The 20,173-nt window shown below is 68.1% G+C and carries 18 protein-coding genes and 1 tRNA gene; 7 read left to right on the forward strand and 12 right to left on the reverse strand.

The features are described from left to right. From HV824_RS12830 to HV824_RS12845, 4 genes are all read right to left on the reverse strand, one after another. Window positions 1-552, reverse strand: a 552-nt coding sequence (locus HV824_RS12830; RefSeq protein ID WP_255207993.1) for a hypothetical protein, incomplete at its 3' end; no start/stop codon positions are given. Window positions 553-763: 211 nt separating this feature from the next. Beyond that, window positions 764-1,588, reverse strand: coding sequence for a DNA alkylation repair protein (locus tag HV824_RS12835; protein ID WP_255207994.1), 825 nt, complete (start codon window positions 1,586-1,588; stop codon window positions 764-766). A gap of 503 nt (window positions 1,589-2,091) precedes the next feature. Continuing rightward, window positions 2,092-3,123 (reverse strand): IS3 family transposase, encoded by a 1,032-nt coding sequence (locus HV824_RS12840; protein ID WP_176423392.1) that lies wholly within the window; start codon window positions 3,121-3,123, stop codon window positions 2,092-2,094. Next, complete coding sequence (locus tag HV824_RS12845; RefSeq protein ID WP_176423393.1) at window positions 3,104-3,679, reverse strand: transposase; 576 nt, start codon at window positions 3,677-3,679, stop codon at window positions 3,104-3,106. The genes HV824_RS12840 and HV824_RS12845 overlap by 20 nt, the downstream gene beginning before the upstream one ends. A 337-nt stretch (window positions 3,680-4,016) precedes the next feature. Here HV824_RS12845 and HV824_RS12850 point away from each other — a divergent pair, with 337 nt between their 5' ends. Then, window positions 4,017-5,690 (forward strand): DNA methyltransferase, encoded by a 1,674-nt coding sequence (locus HV824_RS12850; RefSeq protein ID WP_176423394.1) that lies wholly within the window; start codon window positions 4,017-4,019, stop codon window positions 5,688-5,690. Window positions 5,691-5,723: 33 nt separating this feature from the next. Here HV824_RS12850 and HV824_RS12855 read toward each other — a convergent pair whose 3' ends face one another. Next, entirely contained in the window at window positions 5,724-6,398 is a 675-nt protein-coding gene (locus HV824_RS12855) for a restriction endonuclease (RefSeq protein ID WP_176423395.1), read from the reverse strand. Between the two features lie 353 nt (window positions 6,399-6,751). Between HV824_RS12855 and HV824_RS12860 the strand changes: the two genes are divergently transcribed. After that, window positions 6,752-7,069 carry a hypothetical protein gene (locus HV824_RS12860; protein WP_176423396.1) on the forward strand — a complete coding sequence of 106 codons (318 nt, stop codon included), beginning with the start codon at window positions 6,752-6,754 and terminating at the stop codon, window positions 7,067-7,069. A gap of 209 nt (window positions 7,070-7,278) precedes the next feature. Here HV824_RS12860 and HV824_RS12865 read toward each other — a convergent pair. Further along, window positions 7,279-7,355 (reverse strand) — tRNA-Pro (locus HV824_RS12865). Between the two features lie 220 nt (window positions 7,356-7,575). On the opposite strand from HV824_RS12865, the gene HV824_RS12870 reads away from it, so the two are divergent. Then, on the forward strand, window positions 7,576-7,995 hold the full coding sequence (locus HV824_RS12870; RefSeq protein ID WP_255207995.1) for a two-component system response regulator: 420 nt from the start codon (window positions 7,576-7,578) through the stop codon (window positions 7,993-7,995). A 15-nt stretch (window positions 7,996-8,010) separates the two neighbouring features. Here the strand turns inward: HV824_RS12870 and rpe are convergent, their stop codons facing one another. Next, window positions 8,011-8,670, reverse strand: a complete 660-nt coding sequence (gene rpe / locus HV824_RS12875; RefSeq protein ID WP_176418932.1) for a ribulose-phosphate 3-epimerase — start codon at window positions 8,668-8,670, stop codon at window positions 8,011-8,013. Between the two features lie 173 nt (window positions 8,671-8,843). Here rpe and HV824_RS12880 point away from each other — a divergent pair, with 173 nt between their 5' ends. Continuing rightward, window positions 8,844-10,346 carry an HD family phosphohydrolase gene (locus tag HV824_RS12880; RefSeq protein WP_176418933.1) on the forward strand — a complete coding sequence of 501 codons (1,503 nt, stop codon included), beginning with the start codon at window positions 8,844-8,846 and terminating at the stop codon, window positions 10,344-10,346. Between the two features lie 4 nt (window positions 10,347-10,350). On the opposite strand, the gene pyk is transcribed toward HV824_RS12880, so the two are convergent. The 4 genes from pyk to HV824_RS12900 form a co-directional block, all read right to left on the reverse strand. Then, window positions 10,351-11,784, reverse strand: coding sequence for a pyruvate kinase (gene pyk / locus HV824_RS12885; RefSeq protein ID WP_176418934.1), 1,434 nt, complete (start codon window positions 11,782-11,784; stop codon window positions 10,351-10,353). Window positions 11,785-11,885: 101 nt separating this feature from the next. Further along, a complete protein-coding gene (locus tag HV824_RS12890) occupies window positions 11,886-12,806 on the reverse strand; it encodes a hypothetical protein (protein ID WP_176418935.1) in 921 nt (306 codons plus the stop codon). Window positions 12,807-12,923: 117 nt separating this feature from the next. Then, window positions 12,924-14,381, reverse strand: a complete 1,458-nt coding sequence (locus tag HV824_RS12895; RefSeq protein ID WP_176418936.1) for an NFACT RNA binding domain-containing protein — start codon at window positions 14,379-14,381, stop codon at window positions 12,924-12,926. A gap of 97 nt (window positions 14,382-14,478) precedes the next feature. Next, complete coding sequence (locus tag HV824_RS12900) at window positions 14,479-14,727, reverse strand: hypothetical protein (RefSeq protein ID WP_176418937.1); 249 nt, start codon at window positions 14,725-14,727, stop codon at window positions 14,479-14,481. Window positions 14,728-15,055: 328 nt separating this feature from the next. On the opposite strand from HV824_RS12900, the gene HV824_RS12905 reads away from it, so the two are divergent. Continuing rightward, entirely contained in the window at window positions 15,056-16,363 is a 1,308-nt protein-coding gene (locus HV824_RS12905) for a glycoside hydrolase family 1 protein (RefSeq protein WP_176418938.1), read from the forward strand. A 63-nt stretch (window positions 16,364-16,426) separates the two neighbouring features. Here the strand turns inward: HV824_RS12905 and dusB are convergent, their stop codons facing one another. After that, window positions 16,427-17,440 carry a tRNA dihydrouridine synthase DusB gene (dusB, locus tag HV824_RS12910; protein ID WP_176418939.1) on the reverse strand — a complete coding sequence of 338 codons (1,014 nt, stop codon included), beginning with the start codon at window positions 17,438-17,440 and terminating at the stop codon, window positions 16,427-16,429. Between the two features lie 95 nt (window positions 17,441-17,535). Between dusB and HV824_RS12915 the strand changes: the two genes are divergently transcribed. Further along, window positions 17,536-18,966 carry a peptidase M50 gene (locus tag HV824_RS12915; RefSeq protein ID WP_176418940.1) on the forward strand — a complete coding sequence of 477 codons (1,431 nt, stop codon included), beginning with the start codon at window positions 17,536-17,538 and terminating at the stop codon, window positions 18,964-18,966. 81 nt (window positions 18,967-19,047) lie between these two features. Then, window positions 19,048-20,079 carry an acyl-CoA desaturase gene (locus tag HV824_RS12920; RefSeq protein ID WP_176418941.1) on the forward strand — a complete coding sequence of 344 codons (1,032 nt, stop codon included), beginning with the start codon at window positions 19,048-19,050 and terminating at the stop codon, window positions 20,077-20,079. Window positions 20,080-20,173: the final 94 nt, after the last annotated feature.

A 20,173-nucleotide genomic window follows, 5' to 3' on the forward strand; every position in this document is an offset into this window, starting at 1 on the left:
ACCCTTGTCTCCGCCCTTGCCCCCTCCCCCGCCGCTGGGACGCAATGGGCCCTGGTCGGGAATCACGAGCCCGTGGGGAATGGGTTCCAGGTCGAGCGCCCGGCGGATGAAATCGCGCAGCGACACGACCAGCCTCGCGGTGCCGACCTTCCGCCCGGTGACCATGTCCGCGGCAGCCTCCGCGGCGAGGCGCACCTGCTCCTCGGTGCCGAGCAACATCACATCCGACAGCGCCGCCTCGACCGCGTCGCGCGTGCGCCGACGGCGTTCGAGCCCCGGGTGGTCGAGCGGCGAAGCAAGCACGAGGCCTGGGTCGGGTTCCTGCTCGAGTGGCTCACCCGCCGCGAGCCGACGGCGCAGGTCGCGCAGGTGGGTCGGGTCCACGACGAGTTCACCGGTGAATGAGCCGCCGAGCGTCTTGTATGCGGAGATCAGCGTCTTCAGCCGCTCGTTGATTTGACGGTTCTCGCGTTCTCGCCGGCGCTGGACGGTCTGCATCACCAGCAGGCGGATGCCGACGACGACCATCGACACCAGCACGAGGCTGGCCATCGTCGCCGCGAGGCCCCGCCAGGAAGTGAAGTCGAGAGAGCTCATCATCGGCACGACGATAGCGCGTCCACCACACGGTCGCCTTGACGCGCTCGCGTGGGCCGCTGACCCGTCTTGCCGAGGAAGTGTTGTCGAACCCGGCTGGCGCATCCTCGCGCGTATCGAGCAGTGTGCCCCGGCGCCTCCGGAATCGGCGCTGCGCCCCCCGACGTCAGCGCGCCCGCGTTCCGGCTGAAGGCTTCTTCGCGGCGGGCTTCTTCCTGGTCGAAGCGGCCTTCGCCTTCTTCGCGGCTGCCGGCTTCCCTTCTCCGCGCGTCGCCTTGGCCTTGGCTGACGCCTCCATCGCCCTGCGGGCCTCGGTCTTCTCACCTTTCCGCAGCGCGAGCGCCGCGGCGATCCACTCCGGTGCGTAGCTTGAAGTGCAACCCTTCGGAATCGGTCGCGGGTCCCAGCGACCGAGTCGCTCGCCGATGGCGATGGCCTCCGGGGTGTACGCAGGCAGGTGGAGGCCAATCCAGACCAGGCAGAAGTTGATGCCCTCCTTCACCCGGTACGGTGCGTCCGGGAGCTCACGCTCGATGCGCTTGAGCGTCGCGCCTACGTCGAGTTCCTTCTCGAGTCCTCGCGCGATGCGCCCGGCGAGGAGCTTCCATCCGGCGCGGCGCGGGAGTTCCCTGCTGCCGTCCATCCACTTTGCCTGGAGCCTCGGGGCAATGGGCGCATTCACGAGCACGCGACCGACGAGTTCGTCGACCAGGTTCGCGTTCGAGAGCGGCTCGAGGAGGCCGCGTGCCTCCTTCTCGGTGAGCTCCGCGGGGTCGAGCAGCATGCACGCGAGGATGCGCGCATCGTGATTGCCAGTCCCCCACAGCTCGAGTCCGAGCCCGTTGTTCGTCCCCAGCGTCGCTGCCAGGCCACGAAGCTTGCCGAGCAGCACGCCGAAGACGTTGTCGCTCACCCCGTCGCGCACGTAGCGCTGCCGTACCTTCTCGTCACCTTGGCTTTCGAGCTGCTTCATCACCTCGGACAGCATCATCGTTTTCGGCATGGGGAGCACCTCGGGGGGCGGTGGATTGAGGGCGGCCGGAAGGGTGGCATGACAGGCGCCCACGGTCGAGGAACGCATCCGGTCTCCGCGCAGCGACGGAAGCGAGGGAGAGGCCCTCCCGATGTAAACCTGTAGAAACAAGGTCACCCGAGGCACACCGCCGGAGAATCAGACGCGGCGCCGCGCCTGGCCACGCCCAATCAAGCAGACACTTGGCCATGGCGATTGGCGTTGCCCTCGTCGGAAGGAGACTGTCAGCTCGTGCGCGCCCTTTGGTGCGGACGCAACGTCATTGGCCAGACGCTTACGGTGCTTCAACGCTGCCGCAATGGCCGCGCACGCTGGAGCCAATACCCCGGTCGGCGGCGAACGTGCGCGACCGCGAGCACCACCACGAGTTCCTCCAGTACGAGGTAGGGCAGCGCAAAGGGGAAGCGCTCCATGAGGAGCCGCCTCCGGTGAGAGTCAAGGTAGATGTCGCGTGAAAGGATTCAACCGATGCGCTTCAACTCCTGCACTGCAGGGGTGAGGTTCGGAGAGGGGCCGAGACGGACGGGGCCCGCGGGCGTCCAGTCGCGCGTGTCACGGCTCCATCGCTCGGGGTGCCGGGCTTTGGCGTGTTGGTACACTTGGTGCCGTCGTGCCAGCAGCGCGCCCTCGCGGCCGAAGTGCCTGTCCTCGGGCGTGACGTAGCGGATGCCGGAGTGGCGGTGCTGGGTGTTGTACCAGGCCACGAAGCGCGTCACCCAGCGGCACGCGTCCTCGACGGAGGCGAAGGGGCGCTGAGGGAAGCTGGGGCGGTACTTCAGCGTGCGGAAGAGGGCCTCGGAAAACGGGTTGTCGTCCGAGACACGGGGCCGGCTGAAAGACGGGGTGACGCCCAGCCACTGCAAGGTGGCCAGCAGCGTGGCGCCCTTCATGGGGCCGCCGTTGTCCGAGTGCAGTACCAGCCCCTCGGGGCAGCCAGCCTCCTGCCAAGAGCGGCCAATGAGGGCCGCGGCATGCGCGGACGACTCTTCTTCGTGCACCGCGTAGCCCATGATTCGTCGGCTGAAGACGTCCACCACCAGGTACAGGTAGAGGAAGCTGCCCTTCACCGGGCCCTTCAGGTAGGTGATGTCCCAGCTCCAGACTTGGCCGGGCCCAGTGGCGAGGTGGTCGGCACGAGGCCTGGGCACAGGCGCCTTGGCTCGGCCGCGGTGGGCCAACTGGCCCGCTTCACGCAGCACCCGGTAGAAGCTCGCCTCGCTGGCCACGTACTCGCCCCTGTCCGCCAGCCTGGGGACAATCTGCTTGGGCGAGGCGTCCCGGAATTCCTCGCTGTTGGCCACCGCCAGGATGCGGCGCCGCTCCACCTCGGACAGCCGGTTGGCCGGCCGGGTATGCGGGCCGCACCGCCTGTCCTCGGACGTCGCGGGCTTCCTCCAACGCTGAATGGTGCGCGCAGTCACCCCCAGCCGCTCGCAGACGGCCTCCAGGCGCACGCCCTTCTCCAGGGCCTCGTCAACGTGGGCAAGCGTCATTTCTCGCTCGTCTCGTCCGCTGCGTCGTCCTCGTCGGCCAAGTCCTTCTCGTCCCAGCCCATCGCCTGAAGTTTTTTTCGAGCACCAGCAGCGCCGCCGCCTCAGCCAACGCCTTCTCCTTGCGGCGCAGCTCGCGCTCGAGTTCCTTCACTCGCTTCTCCGAGACGGCCAGCCGTCGGCGTTGGCCCGCCGTCAGGGCCCCGGACGGGGCCTCCTTCGTCCCCTGGGCGAGGGCGCCAGCGGCAGCCGCCCGCCACTCCACCAGTTGCCCTTCGTGCAACCCCTCCCGGCGCAGCAGCGCTCCCAATGTCTCGCCCGCCAGTCCATGCGCCTCCGCCAGCACGCGCAGCTTCTCCTCGGGCGTCCACTTCTTGGGGCCGACGGGCTTCTCCTCGGACGGGGGCGTCATGGCCGCCAACTTATTCGCCTCCCGCAACCACTGCGACAGCGTCGGCTGGGAGACTCCCACCTGGCGGGCCAACGCCGCGGCACTCACCGCGCTGGGGCCCACCATCCGCTTCACCATCTGCGACTTGAATGCATCCGTGTACGACACTGCGTCCTGCCTGCTCTCGCCCCCAGGGCGTGGTCATCCCGACCGGTCAGCCGAGGCGACAACTTCCCTGACACAGGGGGACTTCAGGCCCCACCGAGGGCGTTGTTCCTCCGGCCCTTGCTACTGCCGGAGGCCGCGCCACCCAAGGTAAAAATCTGGAGGGTCATGGGAAACCAACGAAACTCCAGGTTCTTCGATGAGCGGGTGACGTGACGGAGGCTCGTGATAAAGGGCGGAGACCAAAATGGCTAGGACGCGAGAGGGTAGGTCGCAGGCAGTTAGGAAGGGCAGAGAGCAGTTAGCGACCATCCCTGAGGGCGACGATAGGGGACGGACCATGAAGATTGGTGCAGGGCGAGGGCGCAGCCATCACGCAGACGTGCAGCTTAATCTCTTGTCTCAAGCGGGGATCTCTCGATCCATCTCCGCTATCCAAACCACTACAAGAGAGAAGATCGAAGTCGAGCTGGGAATCGTGGCCGCCGAGACTTGGCCGCCTCGATACAAAGTCCACAAGTATTGGGGACGTAAGCCCGCCAACGTGGTTTCAAAGTACATCGAGTTTTTCTCTCGACGGGGCGAGCAGGTACTGGATCCATTCGCGGGGTCGGGAGTAACCCTCGTGGAGGGCGCACGGCTCGGTCGCCACGTCCTCGGATTTGATCTCAATCCATTCGCTGCGCGACTCACCAGCGCCATGCTGAGCCCGCCTTCCCCTCGGGCATTCGAGCAGGCTGCGAAGGCGGTTGTAGAATCCGCTACGAGGGCTGTGGGGCATCTTTACCGCACGCACTGCGATTCATGCGGAGGGAGCGCGACACTCCGAAGTGTGGGCTACGTCGGGCAGGACGCAAGAGAGGTCCGATACCGGTGTGATTCTTGCGCGAAGAGCGGCAACCGGTCGCCGACACCTGAGGACGAGCGCCTGCTCAAGGATCCTGTCCATGCTCCGCCCTCCGCGCCGGATGCGGACATTCTGTTCGGCTGGGAGATGCAGAAACTCAAGCGTCGTGGATTACGCCGCTGGCGCGAACTCTTCACTCCTCGGAACTTCGCGGCGGCGGCCCACCTGCGAGAGGCGATCTTGGCCGAGCGGGACGCCTCCTGCCGCGAGTGGCTGCTGCTGACTCTCACCGCGAGTCTTGCCCAGTTTACGCGGATGATTGCTGACTTCGCGGGCGATGCTGGCGGGCCAAGTTGGAAGATCAACTGCTACTGGATGCCGGAAAAGTGGCAGGAACTGAATCCGCTCTGGTACTTCGAGAACCGGGTCAGCAAGAGTCACGATTCTATTGTGGATCTCGTCGCGGAGGGCGCGCCGTTCAAGAATGGTGCAGCACGAATCGCCGACAGCCGGGCACTGTCGCTCGAAGATAACTCGGTCGACTATATCTTCACCGATCCACCTTATGGAGGAGAGGGCATTCAGTACGGGGAATTGTCCCTTCTATGGTGTCTCTGGCTCGGCGAACAGCAAGCCTTGGATGCCGAGGTCGCCTACAATCCGTATCGGAATCTCGACCAAGCGCACTACGCGAAAGGACTGGCGCAAGTCTTCGCGGAATGCCACCGGGTACTTAAGCCTGGACGTTGGATGACGGTGACCTTTGCCAACAAGGATCCGGTTGTTTGGGACGCCTTGATGCATGCCTGTAGGAACGCAGGCTTCGTGCTGGTGACTGCGGCTCCGATGAAGAGGTCTGCTCCTTCGCTGACAGAGACGACAATGCATTCGGCACCGAAAGCCGACCTCGTCTTGAACTTCCAAAAACTCATGGAGGGAACGAGGCGCGCTCCCGTTCATTCCACGAGCTATAGCGTCGAAGACGCTGTCACGCGGATCCGCGCAGCAATGCTGCGGGATGGGCTGGAGGCAGACACGCACTCTCTATTCGACCGGGTTACAGTCGACTGGTTCTCGTGGTTCTACGAGAACGGGAACCGCCCTGAGGCTGTCCAACCCACCCTCGCAAGAGTTGAAGCCTCTCTGCGTGGCCGACCCAGCACTTGAGCGCCACGCAGAGAAAGCCCCTCCGGTCGCTGACTACTTCTTCTCGGCGAAGAAGGCTTTGAGCATATCGAAGATCTCCTTCTTCGCCTTGAGGGGTGCGGCCTGGACGATAGCGATGTAATTCATCTTTCCCGTGCTGGAGTCCCAAAAGTTCTTCTTCATCACTTGGTGACGCCCGCAGAGCGCATCCCACATTGAAGGATCTTCAGGATCGCTACTCGGGTGCACGGAGTGAGGCCTCTTGTGGTCGGGCGTGAGTTTGACAGTGCCACCACCCACAGAGTCTGCGTCCCCAGTTCGGAGGCCGCACACTGTGCCATCTCCCTCTTTCCACTCGCAGGCATTGCCAGCTCGGCTGAGAACGATCTCCCAGGTTTTCTTACTCGGACGAACGCGCTTACTGGCGACCATTCGCCGATCAGCACTCAGCATCAAGTACTCAGAAGGCTTCAAGTCCCGCCGGTCGCGGTAAGTATGAATGTTGTAGCCCTGATCCGTCCGTAGTTCCGAGAGCCGCTGGTGCCAGTTCTCCGGCGTCTCGCCCGTCACGGGATCCCTCGCGGCCTCCTGCACCTGGGCTCCCGTCGCAACCTTGCCGAGGTTCTCCATGAAGAACGCGAGAATGCGATCACGAACGGTTTTCTCCTGGTAACCTCCCTCTCTGACCTTCGCCCGGGGCAGTCCACCACCATCTTGTTTGGTTCCCATGGGGACGATGCTACTGGCGGCCGCAAACCCGTCACGAAAGCTGCGCCATAGGCATGGCGTGACTCGGCGAAGGAGAAGAGATCACGCAGCCTCATACTCGGGCCGAGCAGAAGCAGCCGGCGGCTCGGGCCCTGTAGGCCCTGCACCGGTGCCAAGGAGCCACGTAACGGGCGAACACCTTGCCTCGCCGCTCACCCGGGAGGCGCACTGCGCCTTGGAACAGCACGGCCCAGCGGCTTCGGCACGCTGTCAGCTCGGACACGATCTATTCTAGAGCGCGCCCGTCCGACTTGACGGGGGTAGCTCCAACTTCTTGATGCGACGGTCACCTTCTAGAAACAGGGGGATTTGGCGTGAGACTTAGAAGAGAGCAGGTACTGAATGCGCTGAAAGCGCTGCCCGTTCTTCTGGGGAACTACAAGACTCCAATGGCCCGATTCATGACCGACAGGGACGGTTGGATAATCGAGGTCGAGCATCTAGAGGGGAATGGCGAGCGTCGGTTGCGGGACCTCCTTGCGGCAGGGCGGCCGGTGGAGGGGGCGCTGGAGTACCGTCTCGATGGTCTGACAGGGAAGGCAGGGGGAAAGCAGTACTTCATCGAAGGGCTCAGAAACGGAACCTACGTGAAGAACATCGCCGCCAGGCCCCACGCGCCGAACTTGTTCTGAATCCGGGGGCATCCCTTCCGTTCCGCCAAGCACAGCGAATCGGCTCTGTCTCCAGCCGCAGGGCCATGAGGGGCAGTTCCAAGAGCCTCGTCAGTGGCCGCTAGAGATGATTCCCCCGGCTTGCTGCTGGTCTGCTGCTGGCGTTCCACTGAGGAAAAGAAAAAGCCCTGGAGCCTCGCTGTAAGTCCGCGAAACTCCAGGGCTTTTAATGGTCGGGGAGACAGGATTTGAACCTGCGACCCCTTGGTCCCGAACCAAGTGCTCTACCAGGCTGAGCCACTCCCCGATATGTCGCCTCGCCGGACGGTCCTTCTCGGGACCGGCGAAGTGTGGGCGGTAGTACCCGAGCCGCCCAGCCGAGTCAACGTCCTCGGATCACCTTTTCTTCCGCCCCTCCCCGCCCAAAGCGAGCGGCCGGCCGGGCCCTGCCCGGGTGACCGCCGACTCCGCTTCCCAAGACCAAGAATTTCCTGTACTCCCTGATAATTTACCCCCCAGCTACATCCATGAGGCAGACCGCATTGTTGCACCGCGATGCCATGACGCCGCCCCCCGTCGTCCTCATCTCCGATGACGAGCCCCTCATCGTCTCCGCCCTCGCCCGCGAGGGAAAACGGTCCGGGCTGAACTGCATCTCCGACACCACGTCCGAGCGCGTCCTGGAGCTCGCCCGCGAGCACCGGCCCGCCGTCATCATCCTGGACATCAACCAGCACCAGGACGGGCGCGACCTGCTCGCCCAGCTCAAGCAGGACCCCAACACCCGCGACTGCAAGGTCATCATCCTCAGCGCCGTCGAGGACCAGTTCACCCGCCACGTCTGCTTCGAGCTCGGCGCCGACGACTACGAGGTGAAGCCCTTCGACCCCACCTTCATGACCCGCGTCGCCCGGCTCGCCTCCTCCGTGGCGCGGCCTCGCACCTGAGAGGCCGGCGGCGCCTCACGGGCGCAGCGAGCGGATGGCCTCCGCGTAGTCCTTCGCGCCGAAGACGTAGCTGCCCGCCACCAGCACCGTGGCCCCGGCCTCCACCACCCGCTTCGCCGTGGTGGCGTTGATGCCGCCGTCCACCTCGATGTCCACGTCCTTCAGCCCGCGCGCATCCAACATCCCGCGCAGCCGGCGCACCTTCTCCACCGTGGCCTCGATGAACCCCTGCCCACCGAAGCCCGGGTTCACGCTCATCAACAGCACCATGTCCACGTCGCCCAGCACCTCTTCAATGGCCGACAGCGGCGTGCCCGGGTTCAACACCACCGCCGGCTTCACCCCCGCGCTCCGAATCTGCTGAAGCGTCCGGTGCAGGTGCGGGCTGGCCTCCACGTGCACCGTCAGTACGTCCGCCCCCGCCTTCGCGAAGGCCTCCACGTAGCGCTCCGGCTCCACAATCATCAGGTGCACGTCCAACGGCTTCGTCGCCACCCGCTTGATGGCCTCCACCACCACGGGCCCAATCGTGATGTTCGGCACAAACCGGCCATCCATGACATCTACGTGAACCCAGTCCGCACCGGCGGCTTCGATGGCGCGGACCTCTTCGGCCAAGCGGCCGAAGTCACAGGACAAAAGCGAAGGAGAGATGCGAACGGGGCGGCGGCTCATGCCGCGCTTCATAACCGCAACGCGCGCGCTGGCTAAGGCCGAACGCAACGCGGCGACGTCCATCCGACAGCCAGGGAGCTGCCAGGTGGGCCCTCCAGGGCAGCGTGCTGTCTACCCATGATAGAACTTTGTAGCCCTTCGCGGCCCGCCGGCCGCTTCTCACGGAGCCGCTGGTGCTCGCTCAACCCGCCCCACTGCCCGAGCTGAACCGTCGCCTGGCGAAGCTCACGTCCATCCTGGATGTCGCGAAGGCCATGAGCGCCGAGCGCGACCTCGACCTGCTCCTGCCGCTCATCCTCTTCGAGGCCACCAAGGTGGTGGAGGCGGACCGCTGCTCGCTCTTCATCCTGGACCGCGAGCGCAACGAGCTGTGGAGCAAGGTGGCCCAGGGCTCCAAGAGCGAAATCCGCCTCCCGGTGGGCAGCGGCGTCGCCGGACAGGTGGCCCAGACGGGCGCCGTCATCAACATCCCCGACGCCTACGCCGACGCCCGCTTCAACCGCTCGTTCGACGTCTCCAGCGGCTACCAGACGAAGACCATCCTCTGCGTCCCCATGCGCGACGCCGGCGGCGAGGTGACGGGCGTCCTCCAGGCCCTCAACAAGCTGGACGGCGCCAGCTTCAACGCCGAGGACGAGGAGCTGCTGCTCGCCCTGGGCGCCCAGGCCGCGGGCGCCATCGAGAACGCCCTCCTCCACGAGGACATCAACCGCCTCTTCGAGGGCTTCGTCTCCGCCTCCGTCGTCGCCATTGAATCCAGAGACCCGACCACCGCTGGCCACTCCGGCCGCGTGGCCGACCTCACCGTGGCCCTGGCCCAGGCGCTGGAGCACCTGTCCACCGGCCCCTACGCCCACACGCGCTTCTCCGCCGGGGAGCTTCAGGAGCTGCGCTACGCCTCGCTGCTCCATGACTTCGGCAAGGTGGGCGTACGCGAGCCCGTGCTGGTGAAGGCGGAGAAGCTCTACCCCCACGAGCTCGAAGGCCTGCGCGCCCGCTTCCAGCTCGCCCGCAAGGACTTGCAGCTGCAGAGCTACCGCCGCCGAATCGCGGCGGTGAAGCTGCGCGGCCACGCGAACCTGGCGGAAATCGAAGCCGAGGAGGAGGAGCGGCTCGCCCGCGAGTCGTGGCAGCTGGACGAGGTGCTGGAGTTCATCCTCTCCTGCAACCGCCCCACCGTGCTCGCGCAGGGCAACTTCGAGCGCCTCCACGAGTTGGGCGCGCTGCGCTTCCTGGATGCCCACGACAAGGCCCAGCCCCTGCTGCTGCCCGGGGAAATCCAGTCGCTCTCCATCGCCCGCGGCACGCTCTCTCCCGAGGAGCGCCGCGAAATCGAGAGCCACGTCGAGCACACCTACCGCTTCCTGTCCCAGATTCCGTGGACGCGCACGCTGCGCCGGGTGCCGGAGATTGCCTACGCCCACCACGAGAAGCTGGATGGCACCGGCTACCCGCGCGCGGAGAAGGCCATCCCCGTCCAGTCCCGGATGATGTCCATCTGCGACATCTACGACGCGCTCACCGCCAGCGACCGGCCCTACAAGAAGGCCGTGCCGCACACGCTCGCGCTCGACATCCTCCGCCGCGAGTCCGACGCCGGGCAACTGGACCCGGCGCTCTATGCCGTCTTCATCGAGGCCGACATCCCCCGGAAGGTCCTCCAGGGAATCAAGTAGCCGCTCAGCCCTGGATGGTGTGCAGGCGCAGGCTGTTGATCTTCCCCGGCTGGCCGACTGGCGCGCCGAAGACGATGACGATGCGGTCGCCCTTGCGGCCCAGGCCCCGCGCCAGGAGCTCTTCCTCCACGCGCTTCACCATGGCCTCCGTGTCCTGGATGGGCTCCAGCACGCGCGGCACCACGCCCCACAGCAGCGCCAGCCGGCGGCGCACCTCCTGGTTGGGGCTGAAGGCGACAATCGGCACCGTGGGCCGGTAGTGCGACAGCAGGCGCGCCGTCACCCCCGACAGCGTGAAGGCCGCGATCAGCGAGGCGTTGCTCGCCTTGGCCGCCTCGCACGCCACGCGCGCGATCACGTCCGGGAAGTGGTCGGGCAGCCCCAGCGGCGTCTCCAGCGCGCGCATCAGCGAATGCGTGGTGCGGGCGGAGGACTCGGCCGCCAGGATGATGCGCTCCATCATCTGCACGGACTCAATGGGGAACTTCCCGCTGGCCGTCTCGCCCGACAGCATCACCGCGTCCGCGCCGTCGAACACGGCGTTGGCCACGTCGCTGGCCTCGGCGCGCGTGGGGCGCGGGTTGTCAATCATGGAGTTCAGCATCTGCGTGGCCACGATGACGGGCAGGCCGCGCAGGTTGGAGCGCCGGATGATGTCCTTCTGGACGGCCGGCACCTCCTCGGGGGGAATCTCCACGCCCAGGTCGCCGCGCGCGACCATGACGCCGTCCGTCTTGTCCAGGATGGCGTCCAGCCGGGCAATGGCCTCCGGCTTCTCCAGCTTGGCGATGATGGGCACCGAGCGGCCCACCTCCGCCATGGCCTGGCGCGCGGTGTCGAGGTCCGACGGCTGGCGCACGAAGGACAGCGCGATGAAGTCCACGCCGGCCTTGATGCCGAACACCAGGTCCTCGCGGTCCTTCGGCGTCAGCGCATCCGCGCGCACCGCCACGCCGGGCAGGTTGATGCCCTTGTTGTTCTTCAGCGTGCCGCCGTGGATGACCTGCGTGCGGATGAGCTTCTGCTTGTCCGTCTCCAGGACCTTCAGCTCCAGCAGGCCGTCATCCAGGAGGATGCGGTCCCCCGGATTCACGTCCGCGGCCAGGAGCGGGTACGTGGTGGACACGATTTCGTCCGTGCCTGGGACTGTCTCGTCCGTGGTGATGTGGAAGGTGCCGCCCTCCTTCAGCTCCGTGCTGCCCTTCACGAACCGGCCGGTGCGAATCTTCGGGCCTTGCAGGTCCCCGAGGATGCCCACCGCCTTGCGGACCTTCAGCGACGCGGCGCGCAGCTTCGCGATGTTCTCCGCGTGCTGCTCGTGGCTGCCGTGGGAGAAGTTGAGGCGAGCCACGTCCATGCCGTTCTCCAGGAGCGCTTCGAGCATCTCCTGGCTCTGGCTGGCGGGACCGAGGGTGCAGACAATCTTCGCTCTTCGCATAGAGCCAGTGAGGATGGGTTTCCCTAACGGCAGCGTCAAGCACGCTGCATGGGCCGCTTCGCTCGGTAAAACGGTAAATGAGCCAGCGAACAGCGCTGCGCTCAGCCGCGTAGCAGCACGCCCAGGTTCTCCCGCTCCCAACGCAGTGCGGCGGCGTAATGCGGGAAGGTCTTCTCGCGCTCGCGAAAGGCGCGCGGGTGGTGCACGCGACGGCCGCTCCGGCCCGTGCTCGGGAAGAGCTGGTGGAGCATCTCGTGGAAGACGATGAACTCCACGAAGTAGGAGGGCACCTCGGGGGTGTCCAGCGCCGGGTGGATGCGAATCTCACGCGTCTGGTGGTCGTAGACGCCCAGGCGGATGGACTTGCGACGACGGCGCGGAGGCATGCGCCCCCAGCCAATCCGGGCCTGGATGAGGCCCTGGAAAAAATCACGGTTGGTGGCGTCGTAAAGCGCCTGGAGGTCGAAACAGCGCCCGCGCGGGTTGAGGTCCGCGTCGGATTCGCGGCGCAGCTGGCGGATGCGCGGCTGCTGACCGCGGATGTACTCGTCCAGGATGACGCCCGCGGCGCGGTGGCCCCGGCCCGCGTAGTCCGCCACCGCGCGCACCACCGGCTCCGGCGCGTCCAGGAACATGTGATGCAGCCGCAGCGCCAGCACCGCGGAGCCCCGGCGGAAGGACACCATGGTGGAGCGGTTGTCCGTCACCGACAGGCGCACCGGCATGCCCAGCTCCGCGCTCAGCCGCCACGCCAGCGACTCCGCCCGGGTCCACAGCTCCTCCCGCGTGGGCGGACGCGTGACGAGGCGGGGCGCCTCGTCGGGCAGGAGGTTGCGCTGCGGCAGCGGCACGGGCGGTGCGACGGGCCGCGGCGCGGGCGTCACGGGCGTGGCAGGTCCCCCCTCGGGCCGGGGTACGGCCGTTCCCTCCGCCGCGCGGCTGGCGGCGGAGAGGCCTCGAGGGAAGAGCGACGTCTGGCGAAATGGCTCGGGGGACACGCGGCTGCCCATCGTACCCCGCACTTCCGGGGACTCAAGGGCGGCGGTCCCCTGCCCGCCTCCCCACCGTCAGCCCGTCAACCGCGCTCACACGCAGCGTCCACTACAGGAGGGAGCGGCAGGCGAGCGTACGACGCGTCCTCACGGCGCGGGCGGCTCCGCGTGCCGGGACTTGAGGAGCCGCTCCAGGCGCTCGGGCTCCATGCGCACCACGAAGGTCTTCTCGCGCGTGAAGGTGACTTGCCCCGGCGCGCCGCCCTTCACCTTGCGCACGAACTTCGCGGGCACGTAGCTCACCTCGCCGCGCGGCTCGCCCTTGGCCCCGGAGTGGTGCAGCGCCAGGTGCGCCGCGTCCAGCAGCACCTCCTGCGCCACCTCCTGCCCCTTCTCCAGCGGCAGCACCACGTGACTGCCGGGTACGCCGCGCGCGTGAAGCCACAGGTGCCAGGGCCTGGCCACCTTGAAGGTGAGCGCGTCGTTGTCCTCCGCGCCGCGCCCCACCCAGATGCGCGCCCCGCCATGGCCCACGTACTCCTTGAAGGGCCGGCCCTCCCGCGCGCCCTCGCCTCCACTGGGGAGCTGCAGCACCTCCGCCTGCGACAGCAGCGCGGCGTCCTCCATCCGCTCGAGCTGCGCGAGCGCCTCCTGCGCGTGCGCCACCTCGCGCGCCAGCTCCGCCTCACGGTGACGCGCCTGCTCCACGCCCCGCAGCAACCGCCGGTACTGGTGGAAGCGCCAGTCCGCCTCCTCCTTCGGGGTGCGCTTCGGGTCCAGCGTCACCCGGACCTCCTTCGCGCCCTCCTCTGTATAGGCGGTGAGCACCGCCTCGGTGGCGCCCCGCTTGAGGCGGTAGAGGTTCTGCGCCAGCAGCTCGCCCACTTCGCGGTGCTTCTCCGCGTCCGGCCCTCGGGCCGCCTCGGCGCGCACCTTCTCCAGCGTGCGGGAGGCGCGCTTGAGGCGCGCGCGGTACGGCTGCGCCAGGCGGCGGCGAATGGTCTCCGAGCGGCTGGCCTTGTCGCGCGCTCCGAGCAGGCGCTCCGCGGCCTGGGAATACGGCAGCGCATCCGAGTCCTGGGGCGCGAGCCGCGACGGCTGGCTCCGGGCCTTCTCGCGGGCCTCGGGAGGCGGCGGCTCCGGTGGCGTCCACGCGGCGCCCGGATGCAGGCCCCGGCGCTGCGCGAAGCCCTCACCGGAGAGCATCAGCACGCGGCCGTTGTCGCTGAGCAGCAGCAGTCCACCGGGCGCGCCCACCTCCAGGATCAGCCGCCTGCGGACGTCCTCGCGCACGAAGTCGAAGGCCACCACGCGCGCTGCGTCCATGAAGCAGGCGCCCTGGAGCTTGAAGCCTGTCAATTCCTGGCGCAGCCACCGCTGGAAGGGGGCGGGCTCGCCCGGCGTGGGGAAGCGCTCCTCCGCCACGGACACCCGGGCCAGGTCACCCTCGGCGCACAGGCACAACAGGATGGATCTACCCGGGACGCGAAGCTCCACGTAGGCGAGCCTGGGAAGAGGACACCAGGCCTTCTGCGCCACCGCGCCGGTGAGGTGCTCCGCCACCTCCGCCACCACCTGCTCCAGCTCCACGGGACGCAGCGACATGGGGCACTCCGGGTCCTGAAAATGAAAACGGCCCGGCGGGTTTCGCCGAGCCGTTCACCGGACGTCAACTACCGTCCGCTCATGACGACGGGACTGCTCAGGACTCCGGGGTAACCGGGGCCGCCGCCGCCTTGGCCTTGGTGGTGCGCTTGCGAGCCGGGGCCTTCTTGGCCGCCTTGCGGGTGGTCTTCTTGGCAGCCGCCTTCTTGGTCGCGGTCTTGCCAGCCGTCTTGCGAGCGGTCGTCTTCTTCGCCGACTTCGCCGCCTTCGTCGACTTCGCCGCCTTCGCGGTCTTGGCAGCCTTCTTGGTCGCGGACTTCGCAGCGGTCTTCTTCTTAGCGGCCATCAGAATCCTCCGGTTCAGTGGTTGGCCCCAGTCAACCGAGGCCCTGCACTCTTCTTGATGGGAGTGAGTGCTTGAAGTGAATGGTACGGGCGACATGCCAGTGTGTCAACGCATGGTGATGTATTGCATCGCGTGCGAGGCCGATTTTTCGGCATCGAGCGCGTCCGGAGGTCCCGAACGCCACTTCGCGGACACTAACGAGCGCATCCGAGGTGTCGCGCGCGAGGCCGAGTTTCCGGCGCCGGACACGTCCCGGCCACTTTCGGGCGCGGCGTTTACGCGCGGCGCTTTTCGCGCGTGGGGTGCGGCGTCTACGGTGCGCCACCCCATGAGCGCCCCCGAGCAGACCTTCCCCGCGGACTTCACCTTCGGCGTCGCGACCGCCGCGTACCAGGTGGAGGGCGGCATCGAGAACGACTGGTCCGAGTGGGAGCGGGCCGGACGGCTGAAGGAGCCGGACGCGCGCTGCGGCCTCGCGGTGGACCACTGGAACCGCTACGAGGAGGACTACGCCCTGGCGCGGGCGGTGGGCGCCACCGCGTTCCGCATCTCCCTGGAGTGGGCGCGCATCGAGCCGGAGCGCGGGCGCTTCGCCGAGGCGGCGCTGGAGGCGTACCGGGAGCGGCTCCTGAAGATGAAGGCCCACGGCCTGCGGCCGGTGGTGACGCTCCACCACTTCACGCACCCCACCTGGTTCCACCGGGAGACGCCGTGGCACCAGCCGGCCAGCGTGGACGCCTTCCGCCGGTACGCGAAGCGGTGCGCGGCGCTGCTGGAGGGGCTGGACGCGCTGGTCATCTCCTTCAACGAGCCCATGGTGCTGCTGCTGGGGGGCTATCTGCAGGGCGCCATTCCTCCGGGCATCACGGATGGCCCCACCACCATGAGGGCCATGGAGAACCTGGTGCGCGCTCATGTGGCCGCCCGGGAGGAGCTGTTGTCCCGGCTGGGCCGCGTGGAGCTGGGCATCTCCCAGAACATGCTCGCCTTCGCGCCGGACCGCTGGTGGCACCCGTTGGACCGCGCGCTGGTGAGGCTTGGGGCCCAGGCCTACAACCATGCGTTCCACGAGGCGCTGTCCACCGGCGAGCTGCGCGTCACCATGCCGGGCGTGGCCTCCACGCGCGCGGACATCCCCGGCGCGCGGGACTCCGTGGAGTTCATCGGGGTGAACTACTACACCCGCGCGCACCTGCGCTTCGTGCCGCGCCCGCCCTTCATCGAGTTCAAGTACCGGGACGTCCACGGCCGGGGCCTCACCGACATCGGCTGGGAGGACTGGCCGGAGGGCTTTCTCCATACGCTGCGCGACGTGAAGCGCTACGGGAAGCCGGTGTGGATTACGGAGAACGGCGTCGACGACCGCGGCGGCGCCCGCCGGCCCCACTACCTCCACACCCACCTGGCCCAGGTGCTGGCGGCGCGCGCGCAGGGCGTGGACGTGCGCGGCTACCTCTATTGGAGCCTGCTCGACAACTTCGAGTGGCTGGAGGGCTGGGGCCCGCGCTTCGGCCTCTACCACGTCGACTTCGACACGCTCCGCCGCAGCCCCACGCCCGCGTGTGACTACTTCCGCGCCGTGGCCACCGGGAGGAGGCTGGTGCCGCCGGACGCGGTCCGCCCCTCGGGCGCTTGAGCGGCGCGCCGCTCACGAAGGGCACCGACTCCCTCCTTATATATAGAGAGCGGCGCCGTGCCCTCAGCCCAGGGCCGCGCGGTAGTCCACGTCCTGCTCTTCACCGGGGCCCGCGGCGTCCACCTGGGCCGCGGTGAAGAAGCGGCGCACGCAGTCCTCCACCGCCGACGGCACGTCCAGGCCGTTCACCTCCGCGCGGAAGGCCGCGGCGCCGTACAGGCCGTGGGCGTACCACGCCAGCTGCTTGCGGAAGGAGCGCACGGCGCCCAGCGGGTCCCCCATGAAGTCCAGGTGCGCCCGGAAGTGGGTGAGCACCAGCTCGCAGCGCTCACGCGGCGTGGCGGGCGGGCCCCCGAGCAGCTCGCGGAAGATCCACGGGTTGCCCAGCGCGGCGCGGCCAATCATCACGAAGTCGCAGCCGGTGCGCTCCCGCATGCGCGCCGCGTCCGCGGGCGTCTTCACGTCCCCGTTGCCGATGATGGGCAGCTCCGGGAAGTGGCGCTTGAGGTCGGCGATGACGCCCCAGTCCGCCTGCCCCGAATAGCCCTGCTCGCGCGTGCGGGGGTGGATGGCCAGCCCCGCGCAGCCCGCCTCCTGGAGCGCGCCGGCCACCTGGAGGTAGTTCAGGCTGCGGGCGTCCCAGCCCGAGCGAATCTTGCAGGTGACGGGCAGGCCGGTGGCGTCGCGGATGCGCCGGACGATGTCCGCCGCGCGGGGCACGTCACAGAGCAGGCCGCTGCCCGCCCCGTTCTTCACCACCTTCTTCACCGGACAGCCCATGTTGATGTCGATGATTTGCGCGCCCGCCTCGCGCCCCACCACCGCGGCCTTCGCCATGGCGTCTGGCTCGCCGCCGTAGATTTGGAGCGAGTAGGGCCGCTCCACCTCGGCGTCGTAGCGCAGGTACTTCAACGTCCGCTGGTTGGCGCGCATCAGGCCCTGCGAGCTGACGAGTTCGGTGGGGCAGAGCGCCGCGCCCAGACGGAAGGCGAGCACACGGAAGGGCATCTCGCTCACCCCGGCCATGGGGGCCAGGATGTACGGATTGGGCAGGGTGTAGGGACCAAGCTGCGGCATGAGGGGCGGGGAACCTAGCGGATTCGCCAGGGACATGGAGGAGGCGGTGCGCAAGTGCCTGCGCTCGGGGGTCCTAACGGTTAAGGTCCGTCCCCATGTTCCGCTTTCGGCTCGGGAGCATTCCCGTTGAAGTCCACCCCAGCCACCTGCTCGTGTCCGGCATGCTGGCCTGGAGCTCCGTCCCCGCGGCCCAGAACGGCTGGCCGTTCCGCATGGTTGATGGGGCCCCCACCCTGGGCCACGCCAGCGCGATGGTCGTCTACATCCTGTCGTGGATGCTCATCGTCTTCGTGTCCGTGCTCATCCATGAGCTGGGGCACGCGCTGGCCAGCCGCCTGTTCGGCTACCGGCCGAGCATCGCCCTCGTCTGGATGGGTGGCCACACGCTCCCCACGGACGCGCCAGGGCCCCTGCCGTGGAAGCGGGACCTGCTCATCACCGCGGCCGGCCCCTTCTTCGGGCTGATGCTGGGGGTGACGAGCGGGGTGGGCTACGCCCTGCTCGAGGGCCGCTCGCCCGCGCTCGACTTCTTCCTGTTCACCTTCATGCTGGCCAACTTCTTCTGGGCGGTCCTCAACATGCTGCCCGTGCTCCCGCTGGACGGTGGGCGCATCACCACCACCCTGGCCACGCGGGTGTTCGGCCCCCGGCGCGGCTTCGTGCTGGCGCAGGGCCTGGCCCTGCTGGTGTGCGTGGGCGCCGTGGTGTTCGGCCTGCGGTCGGGCTGGCTGCTGCTCACCCTCATCTTCGCCATGTACGGCATGCAGTCCTTCCGCGTGGTGGCGGAGGCGCTGCGCGGCGGGCAGGCCCAGCGCGAGGCCACACTGGAAGGCCCCCTGGCGGAGAAGCTGCGCGAGGCCCGGGCCGCGCTCGACGCGGGCCGCATGGACGAGGCGCGCCGGCTGGGCGCGTCCGTGCTGGAGGCCACCGAGGGCCTGACGCCGCCGCTGGCCAGCCATGCGCACCACCTGATGGGCTGGCTCGCCCTGAAGGAGGGCCAGGGCCGCCAGGCGCTGGACCACTTCTCGCAGGTGCAGGGCCTCCCCGTGGAGCCGCACGCGGTGGCGGCGTCCTTCTCCCTGGTGGGTGATGACGCCCGCGCGGTGGAGTGGTGGAAGCAGGCCTGGCAGGCCTCGTCGGACCGGACGGTGCTGCACGAGTACGCCGGCACGCTCATCCGCATGGGCCGTGAGCCGGAGGCCCTGAAGCTCCCGGGCCTGGACCCGGAGGCGGCGTTCTCCTGCGCGGAGCGGGTGCTCTTCATCCGGGGCGCGTACTCGGAGGCCGCGGCCGTGGGCGAGGCGGCGCTGAAGCACGCGCCCAGCGCCACGCTGGCCTATGACGCGGCCTGCGCCCATGCCCGCGCGCGCAACGTGCCTGACGCGATGCGGCTCCTGCACCGCGCCACGGAGCTGGGCTTCACCGATGGGGCCTATGCCGCCTCCGACGAGGACCTGGCGCCGCTCCATGGGTACCCCGCATTCGAGGAGTGGTTGACGGAGCTGCGGCAATCCGCCGCCTCCTGACAGGGGGATGACAGGCGGGGGTGTTGATGCGGGGTGAGGCTGAGCAGGTTCCAGCTCGGCCACCCAGCGCACGAGGCTCCCTTGCAGACACCGTCTCCAGCCCTGCCCGCGGCGGAGGAGCGCCTCAACTGGCGCTCCTCCGTCCCCTTCTTCGCCGTCCACCTGATGTGCCTCTTCGTCTTCGCCGTCGGCGCGAAGCCGGTGGACGTGGCCGTGTGCGTCGGCCTCTACGTCGTGCGCATGTGGGGCATCACCGCGGGCTTCCACCGGTACTTCTCCCACCGGGCCTTCAAGACGGGACGTGTCTTCCAGTTCATCATGGCCTTCGTGGGCAGCACGTCCGCGCAGAAGGGCGTGCTGTGGTGGGCGGCGCACCACCGCCACCACCACCGCTATTCGGACCACGCGGAGGACATCCACTCGCCCCTGCAGAAGGGCTTCTGGTGGAGCCACGTGGGGTGGATTCTCTCCGACAAGTACAACGACACCCGCATGGAGGGCATCAAGGACTTCGCCCGCTTCCCGGAGCTGGTGTGGCTCAACCGCTTCCACCTGGCGCCGCCCGTCCTGCTGGCCGTGGCCCTCTACTTCATCGGCGGCTTCTCCATGCTGGTGTGGGGCTTCTTCGTCAGCACCACCCTGCTGTGGCACGGCACCTTCACCATCAACTCGCTCAGCCACATCTTCGGCAAGCGCCGCTACAAGACGACGGACACCAGCCGGAACAACTGGCTGCTGGCGCTCGTCACCCTGGGCGAGGGGTGGCACAACAACCACCACTTCCATCAGAACACCGCCAACCAGGGCTGGTTCTGGTGGGAGGTGGACCTCAGCTACTACTCACTGAAGGTGCTCTCCTGGTTCAAGGTGGTGGAGGGGCTGCGGCTCCCCTCCCAGGCCACGAAGTACGCGTTCCAGAAGTACACCGACGCGGAGCGCGCGGCGCTGGCTGCCCCCACCCGGTTCTGGGGTGCTTCGGGCGCGCGGGCCCAGCTCGCGGCCACCAAGGCCGCGAAGGCCGCGGGCGACAAGGTGCGCGAGGCCCTGACAGCCGCCGCGGACCACCTGCCCACCTCCGCGCCGCCGCCCTCCGGCCTGCTCGAGCGGCGGTAGCCGTTCGAAGCTGAAGCGAAACCGCGACGCGCTTGTCATGGGCGCGACCTGACGGACGGCCGCCCTGCACCCGTCCGCGTCACGAACCTTGAGC

This window comes from Myxococcus sp. AM009 (genome assembly GCF_013372605.1).
GTDB lineage: Bacteria > Myxococcota > Myxococcia > Myxococcales > Myxococcaceae > Myxococcus > Myxococcus vastator.